Below are 13,037 nucleotides of genomic sequence, written 5' to 3'. Positions count from 1 at the left end.
GTTTCTCCATGGCGGCAGCCTCAGGCCGCCGAGGTTTCTGTCTTGTTCTTGCGGCCGAAACGGCGGCGGCCCCAGGCGCTCAGGCGTTCCATGTACAGATACACCACCGGGGTCGTGTAGAGCGTGAGCAGCTGGCTCACCACCAGCCCGCCCACAATCGAGATGCCCAGCGGCTGGCGCAGTTCAGCGCCATCGCCGTGGCCGATGGCCAGCGGGATGGCGCCCAGGAGCGCGGCCATGGTGGTCATCATGATGGGGCGGAAGCGCAGCTTGCAGGCCTCGAAGATGGCGTCGCGCGGTGACAGGCCGCGATTGCGTTCGGCATCGATGGCGAAGTCCACCATCATGATGGCATTCTTCTTGACGATGCCGATCAGGAGGATCACGCCGATCAGCGCGATGAGGCTGAAGTCGGTGCCGGTCACCATCAAGGCCAGCAGCGCCCCCACGCCCGCCGAGGGCAGCGTGGAAATGATGGTGATGGGATGGATCAGGCTTTCGTACAGAATGCCCAGCACGATATAGACCGCCAGCAAGGCCGTCAGGATCAGGATGGGCTGGCTGGAGGTGGAGGCCTGGAAGGCATTGGCCGTGCCCGCGAAGGTGCCCAGCACGCTGGTGGGTACGCCCAGTTGCGCCATGGCGCGGTCAATGGCGGCGGTGGCCTGCGACAGCGAGACCCCCTCGGCCAGGTTGAAGGACAAGGTCGAGGCCACGAACTGGCCCTCATGGCTGACCGACAGCGCCGTGGTGGTGGGCTCGAAGCGTGAGAACGCCGCCAGCGGAATCTGGCGCGAGGCCGCCGTCGAGATGGTCTGCGCCAGCCCGGTATTGGCGTTCAACTTGCCCGAGGCCGACAGCGCCGGCGGGGTCGACAGGCTGGAGGTGGTGGGCGAGAGATTGGAGGAACCGGCCAGGCTGACGTAGGTATCGCGCAGGATCTCCGGGCTCTGCCAGTATTGCGGTGCGGCTTCCATCACCACGTGGTACTGGTTCATGCCGCTGTAGATGGTGGAGATCTGACGCTGGCCGAACAGGTCGGACAAGGTCGAGTCGATCAGCTGCGGCGTGACCCCGGCACGCATGGCCGTCTCGCGGTCGATGGTCAGGGTGGTCTGCAGGCCGTTGTCCTGCTGGTCGGTGCTGATGTCTTCGAGCTCCTTGAGGTTGGACAGCGCCAGGCGTATCTTGGGCTCCCAGATGCGCAAGAGGCCCACATCGTCGGACTTGAGCGAATATTCATACTGCGAATCGCTCTGGCGCGCACCGATGCGGATGTCCTGTACCGGCACCAGAAACACCCGCGCACCGGCCACTTTGGCGGTCTTGATGCGCAGCCGCGCGACCACCTTGTCGGCACTGTCTTTTCGTTCAGAGAGGGGCTTGAGCGTGACATACATGAAGCCGCCATTGCGCCGCTGTCCACCGGTGAAGGCCACCACATCGGACACATCCGGATCGGCCTTGACGATATCGATGAACTCGTTGAGCTTGGTGCGCATGGCCTGGAAGGAGATGGCCTGGTCGCCACGGATGCCGCCGATCAGGCGCCCGGTATCCTGCTGCGGGAAGAAGCCCTTGGGGATGGCCTTGTAGAGGTAGACATTCAGGGCGATGGTGGCCAGGAGAATGAGCATCATCAGCGGTGCCGCACGGAGCGCCCAGGCCAGGGTGCGCTCGTAGGCCAGCAGCATGTCGGCGAAGATGGCCGCGCTCTGGTCGGCGATCTTCTGCAGCCAGGGATGACGGCGTTTGCGGCGGGCCTCATCGGCCTGCGGATCATGGCGCAGCAGTTGCGCACACATCATCGGCGTGGTGGTCAGCGACACCACCAGCGAGACCAGAATGGCCACCGACAAGGTGATGGCGAACTCGCGGAAGAGCCGCCCGACGATGCCCTCCATCATCAGAATGGGAATGAAGACGGCGATCAGCGAGATGCTCATCGACAGCACCGTGAAGCCCACTTCGCGCGCTCCCAGCAAGGCCGCCTTGTAAGGCTTCATGCCGGCCTCGATGTGGCGCGAGATGTTCTCCAGCACCACGATGGCATCATCGACCACGAAGCCGGTGGCAATGGTCAGCGCCATCAGCGAGAGATTGTCGAGGCTGAAACCGGCCAGGTACATGATGCCGAAGGTGCCGATCAGCGAGACCGGCACGGCCACTGCGGGGATCAACGTGGCCCGCGCATTGCGCAGGAACAGGAACACCACCATGATCACCAGCGCCACCGAGAGCATCAGGGTGAATTCGGTTTCCTTCAAGGAGGCGCGAATGGTGGGAGTGCGGTCCAGCACCACCTTCATGTCGATGGCGGCCGGAATCGATGCCTGCAACTGCGGCAGCAGCGCACGCACGCTATCGACCGTCTCGATGATGTTGGCGCCGGGCTGGCGGTTGATGATGATCAGCACCGAGGGCTTGCCGTTGGAAGAACCGGCATTGCGCACATCGGCCACCGAGTCGCGCACCTCGGCCACGTCCTGCACCCGAACCGGCGTACCGTTGCGATATGCAACGATCAGCGGGGCATATTCGGCGGCGGTCTTGGCCTGGTCGTTGGCATAGATCTGCCAGTTGCGGCCATCGTCCTCCAGCAAGCCCTTGGGACGGTTGGCATTGGTGGCAGCCACGGCCGTGCGCACATCCGCGCTGCCGATACCGTACTTGTTCAGGGCCGTGGGGTTCAACTCGATGCGCACCGCCGGCTGCGAGCTGCCGCCCACGCTCACCTGCCCCACGCCGCGTACCTGCGACAGTTTCTGCGCCACGATGCTGTCGGCGGCGTCGTACATCTGGCCCTGGGTCATGGTGTCCGACGTCATGGCCAGGATCAGGATGGGCGCATCGGCCGGGTTGACCTTGCGATAGGTCGGGTTGCTCGGCATGCCGGTAGGCAGCAGGTTGCGCGCGGCATTGAGCGCGGCCTGCACGTCGCGGGCGGCACCGTCGATATCGCGGCTCAGGTCGAACTGCAAGGTGATGCGGGTGGAGTTCTGGGAGCTGGTCGAGGTCATCTCGGTCACGCCCGCAATGGCGCCCATAGCGCGTTCCAGTGGCGTGGCCACGGTTGCAGCCATGGTCTCGGGGCTGGCCCCGGGCAGCGAGGCCGAGATCGAGATGGTCGGATAATCCACCTGCGGCAGCGGCGAGACCGGCAGCAGGCGGAAGGCCACCATGCCGGCCAGCGCAATGCCAATGGTCAACAGCGTGGTCGCGATGGGCCGCTTGATGAAGGGAAGCGAGATATTCATGCGCGCATCCGCTTACACCGCAGGCGGCAGGGTGGCCGGTTTGCCGTCATCGTCATCCTCGCCGCCATGGCCCGGTTCGCGCAGTCCGAAGCGCGCGCGCAGGCGGCGGCCCAGGCTGTCGAAACCGAGATAGATCACCGGCGTGGTGAACAAGGTCAGCACCTGCGACACCAGCAGACCACCCACCATGGTGATGCCCAGCGGCTGGCGCAGCTCGGAACCGACCCCGGTTCCCAGCATCAACGGCAGCGCCCCCAGGAGCGCTGCCATGGTGGTCATCAGGATGGGGCGGAAGCGCAGCAGGCAAGCCTGGTAGATCGCCTCGCGCGGACTCTTGCCTTCATGCCGTTCGGCTTCCAGGGCGAAGTCGATCATCATGATGGCATTCTTCTTGACGATGCCGATCAGGAGAATGATGCCGATGATGCCGATGATGCCCAGGTCCGTGCCCGAGATCATCAGCGACAGCAAGGCACCCACACCCGCCGAGGGCAAGGTGGAGAGGATGGTGATGGGATGGATGTAGCTCTCGTAGAGCACGCCCAGCACGATGTACATGGTGATGATGGCCGCCAGGATCAGCCACAGCGTGTTGGACAGCGAGGCCTGGAAGGCCAGCGCCGCGCCCTGGAAGTTGGTGACGGTGGAGTCGGGCATGCCGATCTCGTCTTCGGCCACCTTGATGGCCTTGACCGCCTCGCCCAGGGAAGCGCCCTTGGCCAGGTTGAAGGAGATGGTCGCCGCCGGGAACTGGCCGATGTGGTTCACCACCAGCGGGGCCGTGCGTTCGGTCACGGTGGCAATCGAGGACAGCGGCACCTGGCCGCCGGCGGAGGTGACCAGGAAGATGCTGTCCAGCGCTTCAGGCCCGCGCTGGAATTCCGGCTTGACCTCCATCACCACGCGATACAGGTTCGATTGCGTGTAGATGGTGGAAATCAAGCGCTGGCCGAAGGCGTTGTAGAGCGCATTGTCGATGGCGGCCGTGGTGATGCCCAGGCGCGAGGCGGCATTGCGGTCGATCTCGATATAGGCCTGCAAGCCCTGGTCCTGCAGGTTGCTGGCCACGTCGGCCAGTTGCGGCACCTGCTGCAGACGCGCGATCAGCTTGGGCACCCAGGTGCTCAGAGTGGTCGGGTCGGCGTCTTCCAGCGTGAACTGGTATTGCGTGCGCGAGACGCTGTCTTCGATGGTCAGATCCTGCACCGGCTGCATGTAGAGCGTCACGCCCGGCACCTCTTGGGTGAGCTTGGGTTGCAGGCGGCGGATCACGTCGGAGGCCGAGACATCACGCTCTTCATGCGGCTTCAGATTGATGAGCATGCGGCCGCTGTTGAGCGTAGCGTTGGTGCCGTCCACTCCGATGAAGGAGGACAGGCTTTCCACCGCCGGATCTTCCAGCACCACCTTGGCCAGCTGCTGCTGCTTCTCGCCCATGGCGCCGAAGGAGATCGATTGCGTGGCCTCCGAGATACCCTGGATGACACCGGTATCCTGCAGCGGGAAGAAACCCTTGGGCACGAACACGTAGAGCAGCACGGTCAGGCCCAGTGTGGCCACTGCCACCAGCAGGGTCAGCTTCTGGCGTTGCAACACCCATTCCAGCATCACGCCATAGCGCGCGATGATGCGGTCGAAGAAAGCCTGGCTCTTGTGATAGAACCAGCCCTGCTGTTGTTCCGGCTGGTGGCGCAAGAGGCGCGCGCACATCATCGGCGTGAGCGTGAGCGAGACCACGGCGGAGATGAGGATGGAGACCGCCAGCGTGACCGCGAATTCATGGAACAGTCGACCGACCACATCACCCATGAAGAGCAATGGAATCAGCACGGCGATGAGCGAGAAGGTCAGCGAGATGATGGTGAAGCCAATCTGCTCGGCGCCCTTGAGTGCGGCCTGCATGGGCTTCATGCCCTCTTCGATGTAACGCGAGATGTTCTCGATCATGACGATGGCGTCATCGACCACGAAGCCGGTGGCAATGGTCAGCGCCATGAGCGTGAGGTTGTTGATCGAAAAGCCCGCCAGGTACATCACCGCGAAGGTGCCCACCAGCGACAGCGGCACCGCCACGCTGGGGATGATGGTGGCGGGCACGTTGCGCAGGAAGACGAAGATCACCATCACCACCAGCGCCACCGAGAGCAGCAGCTCGAACTTCACGTCCGCCACCGAAGCGCGGATGGTGGTGGTGCGGTCGGTCAGGATGTGGACATCGATGGCGCCGGGCAGGCTGGCCTGCAACTGCGGCAGGATCTTCTTGATGCTGTCGACCACGGCGATCACGTTGGCACCGGGCTGGCGCTGGATGTTCACGATCACCGCCGGCTGCTGGTTGGCCCAGGCGCCCAGGCGGACGTTTTCTGCACCGTCGACCACATCGGCCACATCCGAGACGCGGATGGGCGCACCGTTCTTGTAGGCGATGATCAGGTTGCGGTATTCATCGGCCGAGCGCAGCTGGTCGTTGGCGTCAATGGTTGAGGCGCGCGTGGGGCCGTCGAAACTGCCCTTGGCCTGGTTGACGTTGGCGTTGCCGATGGCCGTGCGCACGTCATCCAGGTTCAGGCCCAGCGCGGCCACGGCGCGCGGATTGATCTGCATGCGTACGGCCGGACGCTGGCCGCCCGACAGGCTCACCAGACCGACGCCGGACAACTGCGAAATCTTTTGCGCCAGACGGGTATCGATCAGGTCCTGCACCTTGGGTAGCGGAATGGTCCTGGAGGTGACCGCCAGCGTGATGATGGGCGTATCGGCTGGATTGACCTTGCTGTAGACCGGCGGCATCGGCAGATCCGAGGGCAGCAGGTTGCTGCCGGCATTGATGGCGGCCTGCACTTCCTGCTCGGCCACGTCCAGGCTGAGATCAAGATTGAATTGCAGCGTGATCACCGAGGCCCCGCCGGAGCTGGTGGAAGACATCTGCTTCAAGCCCGGCATCTGGCCGAACTGGCGTTCCAGCGGTGCGGTGACGGAGGAGGTCATCACGTCCGGACTGGCACCGGGATAGAGCGTGACCACCTGGATGGTCGGGTAATCGACTTCGGGCAGGGCCGACAGCGGCAAGAGCCGGTAGGCGACGATGCCCACCAGCAGGATCGCCAGCATCAGCAAGGATGTGGCGACCGGCCGCAGGATGAACTGGCGCGAGGGATTCATGCGTGAGCCTTGTGCAGATTGGGCAAATCGGACTGAGGGTGCTTACTTGGCGCCGTTGGCGTTGCCTGCATTGTTGGCGCCGCCTTCGCGCTGGCGGCGCAGCTCCATCATCTTCTGGCGACGCTGGTCTTCGGGCAGCTTCTTGATTTCTTCGCCGAATTCACCGGCATCGATGCGCTTGTTGAGTTCGGCCCAGCGCTTCTGCCGCTCTTCCGGACTCAGGTTGGCCTCGCCGCCCTGGGCCGCTTGACCGCCCTGCCCCCGCTTGCCAGGGCGACGTTCCGGATTCTCGGTGGTGAGCTTGTTGGCCGGATCATCGGCGCCGCCGCGCGTGACCGCTTCCACCTTGGCGCCTTCGCGCAGGCGGTCGATGCCATCGATGACCACGGTTTCACCGGCGCTGATGCCATCGGTGATGACGGTCTGGTCATCCTGCACCGGGCCGGTCTTGACCGGGCGCACGGTGACGGTGTTGTCCTGCTTGACCACATACACGAACAAGCCCTTGGCCCCGCGCTGGATGGCGGCCGTGGGGATGACGGTGGCGCCCTTCTCGGTCTTGAGTTGCAGGCGGATGTTGACGAACTGGCTGGGGAAGAGCGCGTAATCGGTATTGGGGAACTGGGCCTTGAGCTTGACCGTGCCGGTGGTGGAGTCGACCACGTTATCGATGGTCAACAACACGCCATCGGCCAGTTTCTTCTTCTGCTCGCGGTCCCAGGCCTGGGCCGGCAGCTTGCGGCCGCTCTGCAGTTGCTGCAAGACCTTGGGGATATTGTCTTCGGGGATGCTGAAGATGGCCGTGATCGGCTGCAACTGGGTGATGATGACCAGCCCATTGGTATCGCTGGTGGTGACGTTGTTGCCCACGTCGGCCTGGCGCAGGCCGAGGCGGCCGCTGATCGGGGCGGTGACGCGGGTGAACGACAATTGCAGACGGGCGCTGGCGACACTGCCTTCATCGGCCTTGACCGTGCCCTCGTATTGCTTGACCAGCGCGGCCTGGGTATCGACCTGCTGGCTGGCAATCGAGTCCTGCGACAGCAGGGTCTGGTAGCGCTTGAGATCCAGCCGGGCCGAGGCGAGCAAGGCGCGATCGCGCGCCAGCTGCCCTTCGGCCTGGGTCAGCGCGGCCTGCAGCGCACGCGGATCGAGCTCGGCCAGCAGCTCACCGGCCTTGACCACCTGGCCTTCCTTGTAATGCAGCTTCATCAGTTGTCCATCCACGCGGGCCCGCACGGTGGCCGTGGCCGTCGGGGTCACCGAACCCAGACCGTTGAGGAACACATCCACGTTCTGCACCTGGGCCGTGGCCACGCCCACCGGCATGGTCTGGCTGCCAAAGGCGCCGGCACCGGGGCGCCGCGCACCCGGCCCACCAGGGCCACCGGGACGTCCGCCCGGGCCACCCATGGCCGCCATCTGCTCCTGTTCGGTCTTCTTCTTGGACCACCATTTGGCGCCGCCACCTGCGGCCAGCACCGCTACCAGGACCCAGAACCACCAGCGGCGCAGAATGCTGCCACGGGAAGAGCTGTTGGAGGGAGACGGCTGCCGGGAATTGGGAGTATTTGTCATGTCAGGAAAACCTGTGAACCGATCAAGTCGGCGGGCTGGCACGCAGTGTACCCAGCTATTGCCGCCATTGCACGATGTGCCAACGAGAACAGCCTTGCGGGCAAACGCAAGGCTGTCGGGTGGAACTGCACGCTGCGCCGGTATCAGGCTTGCACCGGCGCAGCGGCAGGTCATGCCTGCCCCGGTTTAGTTGGCCGGCGGGGCATCCGGAGCCGGCTTGCCGCCATGCGGGGAACCCTTGCGGTCGCCGTGGCGCATGTGTTCCATCTTTTCCCAACGATGGCGCTCCATCTTGGCGTGCTCGGCATCGAAGATCTTCTGCTGCTCCGGCGACAGAGTGGCGTAGAAGTCCTTGGTGGCGGCGATGCGCTGCTCGGCGAAGGCTTCACGCTTGCGCATCATGTCAAGCTGCTTGTCCAGACGTTCCGGGGTGCTCAGCTTGGCCCATTCTGCCTTGTCGGGACGGCCGGCCGGGTCGAACGGGGCCGGTTTGGTCTTGTCGAGGAAGAGCTTCCAGGCGGCTTCCTGGGAGGCGGTGATCTTGAGCTTGTCGTGCAGCTCGGCCTGGTGCTTGGCGCGCATCTGCTCGAACTTGGCGATCTGTTGCGGGCTTGGCGCATGACCTTGCGGGCCGCCCGGGGGCATCTGGGCAAAGGCCGACAGGGTGACGGCGCTGATGCTTACGGCGGCGACGCCGGCCAGGATACGGTTCTTGAATGTCAACATGGCTTGCTCCTTTCAGGGGGTGGTGCTCGTTATGCTTTTGAACAGCGACGTGCTGTCCTGGCATGGTTCCCATTAAACCGGCGGCGTGTATCAAGGATTTTTCCGCTGTGGCGTCATTTGTATCGTTTTGTATATACGCGGGCCGCGCAGGTATCGTTTTATTTCTGCCCTGCTCCTTGTAAAGACCCGATACAAATCCCCCCTGCAGGGACGGACAAGTTCGGCATAATGCGGTCCATGGATACAAATACTCACATCCTCGTCGTCGATGACGACCGCGACATCCGCACCCTGCTGGCCGAATATCTGGACAGCAATGGCCTGCGCACCCTGACCGCCACCAATGGCAGCGAAATGCGCCGGGTACTGGAAGAGTCGCGCGTGGACCTGATCGTGCTGGATCTGACCCTGCCCGGCGAAGACGGTCTGACCATCTGCCGCAACCTGCGCGCCACCTCCTCGGTACCGGTCATCATGCTGACCGCGCGCGGCGAGCCGCTGGACCGCATCCTGGGGCTGGAGATGGGCGCCGATGACTACCTGGCCAAGCCCTTCGAGCCGCGCGAACTGTTTGCCCGCATCCGCAGCGTGCTGCGCCGTACCCAGGCGCTGCCGCCCAACATGGCCCAGCCGGACGTTGCCACCATGCGCTTTGCCGGCTGGACCCTGGATCTCACCGCGCGTCACCTGGTGAGCCGGGAGGGTGTGGTGGTGGCCTTGTCGGGGGCGGAATTCCGGCTGCTGAAGGTGTTCCTCGACCATCCCAACCGCGTGCTCAACCGCGACCAGTTGCTGGAGCTCACGCAAGGCCGCGAATCCGATCCCTTCGACCGTTCGGTGGATATCCAGATCAGCCGCCTGCGCCAGAAGCTGGGCGATGATGCGCGTACCCCCACCATCATCAAGACCGTGCGCAACGAGGGCTACGTGCTGGCCACGACCGTGACGGCCGAAGGGACGGGCCGCCCGGGATGAAGAATTTCCTCGGCTCCATCGGCAACCGCATCTTCTTCCTGCTGCTGGGCGGTATCGTGGTGGCGGTGTTTGCCACCAACTGGCTGGCCGGCAACGAGCGCCGCAATATCTTGCGTGAGCTGCGCTTCCAGCATCTGGCCGACCGCGTCGAGCAGATCGTGCAGGCGGTGGACAACATCCCTCCCGCGCAACGGCCCATCGTGCTGCAGGCGGCGACCAACTTCGGTTTCGAGGCGCGCATGGTGGACGACATGAACGACGCCATCGGCTCCAATGTCAGCAGCAGCAGTCCCTTGATCGAGATGCTGCAGGCGCGCCTGGGCGAGGACCGCAAGATCGCCGTGCAGCGTGAGAGCGAATGCCCGCCGCTGCATGCCGATGACGGGCGTGGACCGCGCCGCGATACCTGTCGCGTCATCTACATCAGCCTGCATGACCAGGCGCTCATGCGCCTGCGCCTGCACCAGCCGGGCGAGCCCCCGGCCCTGCGCGGGCGCGGCGGACCGGGCGGGCCGGCCGGTCTGTTCGGTCTGCAATATATCCTGCTGTTCCTGGTACTCATTGCCATGCTGGCGTGGCTGGTGGCGCGCATGGCCACCCGCCCTATCCGCCAGCTGGCGCAAGCCGCTTCGCGCCTGGGCCGCGACATCGACCACGCCCCGCTGGCCGAAACCGGTCCCACCGAAATCCGCCAGGCGGCCCATGCCTTCAACGCCATGCAGGGACGCATCCGTCGCCAGATCCAGCATCGCACCCACATGCTGGCGGCCATCACGCATGACCTGCAGACACCCCTGACGCGCATGCGGCTGCGACTGGAAAAGGTCAGCGATCCCGGCTTGCAGCAGAAGCTCATCGACGACCTGGGCGTCATGCACGGCATGGTGCGCGAAGGGCTGGACCTGGCGCGCAGCATGGATTCTTCCGAGAAGATCCAGGCTCTGGACATCGATTCCCTGCTCGACAGCGTCTGCGCCGACGCCGCCGATGCCGGCCAGGACGTCACCCTGCAAGGCAGCACCCGCGCCTTCGTGATGGCCCAGCCGGGCGCGCTGCGGCGCTGCCTGACCAACCTCATCGACAATGCCTGCAAGTACGGCAAGTCAGCCCGCGTCAGTATCGCGCTGGAACAGCAGAAGATCGCCATCCGCATCCGCGACCAGGGGCCGGGCATTCCGGAGGCCGAACTGGAGGCCGTGTTCGAACCTTTCTATCGCCTGGAGACCTCGCGCTCGCGCGATACCGGCGGTACCGGGCTGGGCCTGACCATCGCGCTCAACATCGCCGAGAACCATCACGGCCAGCTGCGCCTGCGCAACCTGCCGGAGGGCGGGCTGGAAGTCCTGCTGGAACTGCCGCCGATGACGCCTCCCAAAAATCGGTAAAAACCTTCACGCAGGCATAAAAAAACCGCCGCAAACCCGGATGGGATGCGGCGGTTTTCATATAGTCGGCAAATGTGCCTTAACCGAAGTAGTTCAGGCCCAGGGCAGCATTGACTTCGGCCATGGTCTGCGCGGCCACGGCGCTGGCGCGTTCGGTGCCGCGCTTCAGGATGGCCAGCACTTCGCCGCGATCCTTGGCGAACTCTTCGCGGCGGGTGCGGATGGGTTCCAGCATTTCCTGCAGGATGCCTTCCAGACGGCGCTTGACCACACTGTCGCCCAGGCCACCTCGGGTGTAGTGGGCCTTCAGTTCGGCCACGGCGTCGCGGTCGGGATCAAAGGCATCGAGGAAGGTGAAGACCACATTGCCCTCGACCTGGCCCGGATCGTCCACCCGAAGATGGTTGGGGTCGGTGTACATGCGATGCACGGCCTGCTTGATCTCGGCCGGCGTAGCCCCCAGGGGGATGGAATTGCCGAGCGACTTGCTCATCTTGGCCTTGCCGTCGATGCCGGGCAGGCGGCCGGTTTCGGAGAGCACTTCCTTGCACTCGACCAGCACTTCGCGGTCGACGGTGGCATTGAATTTGCGCACCAGCTCATTGGTCTGCTCGATCATGGGCAACTGGTCACTGCCCACCGGCACCAGTTGGCCCTTGAAGGCGGTGATGTCGGCGGCCTGGCTGACCGGATAGGTCAGGAAACCGGCCGGGATATCGCGCTCGAAGCCGCGCAGGCGGATTTCTTCCTTGATGGTGGGGTTGCGCTCCAGGCGCGAGACCGTCACCAGGTTCAGCAGCACCATCGACAGTTCATACAGCTCGCGCACCTGGGACTGAATGAAGATGGTCGACTTCTCGGGATCGATGCCTACGGCCAGGTAGTCCAGCGCCACTTCCAGAACATTGTCGGTGACCTTCTGGTGGCGGCCGACGTTATCGGTCATGGCCTGGGTATCGGCCAGCAGCAGGAACTGGCGCGAGGTTTCCTGCAGCGCCACGCGCGACTTGAGCGAGCCGATGTAGTGGCCCAGGTGCAGTGGCCCGGTGGGGCGATCGCCGGTGAGGACCACAGGCAAGGCGGAGGAGGTATTGCTCGGTGCGTTCGAAGACATGGTCATTCCTGATCGTTATCTGGAATGCCGCCGGTCCCGAAGCTGAAGAAACAATGCCGCCGGAACCGGCGGCATCATGGTCACATGGTCAAGCTGTGTGAAAACGGGCCGCCTCGTTCAGGCGCGCCACCAATGCTGGGTTTTCGCAAGTTGATTTCGGAAAAGCATGGCGGCGAGTATAGCACCGGCAGCGCGCCATGTTGCGCTGCATAAGAAAAAACCGCCTCCGCAGAGACGGTTTTTGTGCGAGCGCTCAATAGGCGCCCGGCGGTGGACCGTAATACACCGGCGGCGGGCCGTAATACCCCGGAGGCGGCGGCGGCGCATAGTAGTAGCGTGGATGATAGGTGTAGACGGTGGTGGTCTGGACCGGCTGCTGGACCTGGTTACCCTTGCTGACCATGCACTGGGTGTAGGTCATGTCGTAGCGCTGCTGCATCGAGTAATTGCCACCTGCTGCCGCGTTGCTGCCGGCGGCACTGCCCACCAGCAAGCCACCACCGGCGCCGATGGCGGCACCCGCTCCGGCGTTGCCCGAGGCGGCCCCGATCAGTGCGCCGGCCACGGCACCGACGGCGGTACCGACAGCGGCGCTGTTGGCGGCATTGTTCTGGGTCTGCGCGGCCTGCCCGCCGATGGCGTCCTGCGCGTATTGCTGGCATTGCTGCTGGTCGGCGCGGAACTGTTCGTAGGTCTTGCCCTTGCCGGGCATGGCCATGACCGAGGGGCCGGTGGGTACGCTCACGCAGCCGCCCAGCGCCAGCATGGCGCCCAGAGCGGAAACGGTAGCAGCGGTCTTGTAGAGGGGCTTCACGATGTTTCCTTTATCGGGGGGATCGA

Annotated in this window: 8 protein-coding genes; 2 read left to right on the top strand and 6 right to left on the bottom strand. The window is 64.4% G+C overall.

Annotated elements, in window-relative coordinates:
* Nucleotides 1-20: 20 nt before the first annotated feature.
* The 4 genes from HWE01_RS03320 to HWE01_RS03305 all read right to left on the bottom strand — a co-directional run bounded on the left by HWE01_RS03320 (nt 21) and on the right by HWE01_RS03305 (nt 8,723).
* Nucleotides 21-3,257, bottom strand: coding sequence for an efflux RND transporter permease subunit (locus HWE01_RS03320; RefSeq protein ID WP_175343024.1), 3,237 nt, complete (start codon nt 3,255-3,257; stop codon nt 21-23).
* Between the two features lie 12 nt (nt 3,258-3,269).
* Nucleotides 3,270-6,419 (bottom strand): MdtB/MuxB family multidrug efflux RND transporter permease subunit, encoded by a 3,150-nt coding sequence (locus HWE01_RS03315; protein ID WP_241821088.1) that lies wholly within the window; start codon nt 6,417-6,419, stop codon nt 3,270-3,272.
* Between the two features lie 42 nt (nt 6,420-6,461).
* A complete protein-coding gene (locus HWE01_RS03310) occupies nt 6,462-7,997 on the bottom strand; it encodes an MdtA/MuxA family multidrug efflux RND transporter periplasmic adaptor subunit (protein WP_241821087.1) in 1,536 nt (511 codons plus the stop codon).
* Between the two features lie 186 nt (nt 7,998-8,183).
* Nucleotides 8,184-8,723 carry a Spy/CpxP family protein refolding chaperone gene (locus tag HWE01_RS03305; RefSeq protein ID WP_241821086.1) on the bottom strand — a complete coding sequence of 180 codons (540 nt, stop codon included), beginning with the start codon at nt 8,721-8,723 and terminating at the stop codon, nt 8,184-8,186.
* A gap of 237 nt (nt 8,724-8,960) precedes the next feature.
* Here HWE01_RS03305 and HWE01_RS03300 point away from each other — a divergent pair, with 237 nt between their 5' ends.
* Together HWE01_RS03300 and HWE01_RS03295 are read left to right on the top strand one after the other, a co-directional pair.
* On the top strand, nt 8,961-9,698 hold the full coding sequence (locus HWE01_RS03300; RefSeq protein ID WP_008327256.1) for a response regulator: 738 nt from the start codon (nt 8,961-8,963) through the stop codon (nt 9,696-9,698).
* Nucleotides 9,695-11,083, top strand: coding sequence for an ATP-binding protein (locus tag HWE01_RS03295; protein WP_175343028.1), 1,389 nt, complete (start codon nt 9,695-9,697; stop codon nt 11,081-11,083). Before HWE01_RS03300 ends, HWE01_RS03295 begins: the two co-directional genes overlap by 4 nt.
* Nucleotides 11,084-11,162: 79 nt before the next feature.
* On the opposite strand, the gene trpS is transcribed toward HWE01_RS03295, so the two are convergent.
* The gene (gene trpS / locus HWE01_RS03290; RefSeq protein ID WP_241821085.1) at nt 11,163-12,197 is read right to left on the bottom strand and encodes a tryptophan--tRNA ligase; all 1,035 of its coding nucleotides are present in this window, start codon (nt 12,195-12,197) and stop codon (nt 11,163-11,165) included.
* Between the two features lie 253 nt (nt 12,198-12,450).
* Entirely contained in the window at nt 12,451-13,011 is a 561-nt protein-coding gene (locus HWE01_RS03285) for a glycine zipper family protein (RefSeq protein WP_241821084.1), read from the bottom strand.
* Nucleotides 13,012-13,037: the final 26 nt, after the last annotated feature.

The sequence above is a fragment of the Herbaspirillum sp. C7C8 genome (genome assembly GCF_022627875.1).
Classification (GTDB): Bacteria; Pseudomonadota; Gammaproteobacteria; order Burkholderiales; family Burkholderiaceae_D; genus Herbaspirillum.
Note: the sequence above shows the minus strand (reverse complement) of the source record. Positions and strands in the feature narration are given on the sequence as shown.

Excerpts from the sequence above, each read along its gene's own strand:
- HWE01_RS03320 (WP_175343024.1), bottom strand. The coding sequence starts at position 3,257 with ATGAATATCTCGCTTCCCTTCATCAAGCGGCCCATCGCGACCACGCTG.
- HWE01_RS03315 (WP_241821088.1), bottom strand. The coding sequence starts at position 6,419 with ATGAATCCCTCGCGCCAGTTCATCCTGCGGCCGGTCGCCACATCCTTG.
- HWE01_RS03310 (WP_241821087.1), bottom strand. The coding sequence starts at position 7,997 with ATGACAAATACTCCCAATTCCCGGCAGCCGTCTCCCTCCAACAGCTCT.
- HWE01_RS03305 (WP_241821086.1), bottom strand. The coding sequence starts at position 8,723 with ATGTTGACATTCAAGAACCGTATCCTGGCCGGCGTCGCCGCCGTAAGC.
- HWE01_RS03300 (WP_008327256.1), top strand. The coding sequence starts at position 8,961 with ATGGATACAAATACTCACATCCTCGTCGTCGATGACGACCGCGACATC.
- HWE01_RS03295 (WP_175343028.1), top strand. The coding sequence starts at position 9,695 with ATGAAGAATTTCCTCGGCTCCATCGGCAACCGCATCTTCTTCCTGCTG.
- trpS (WP_241821085.1), bottom strand. The coding sequence starts at position 12,197 with ATGTCTTCGAACGCACCGAGCAATACCTCCTCCGCCTTGCCTGTGGTC.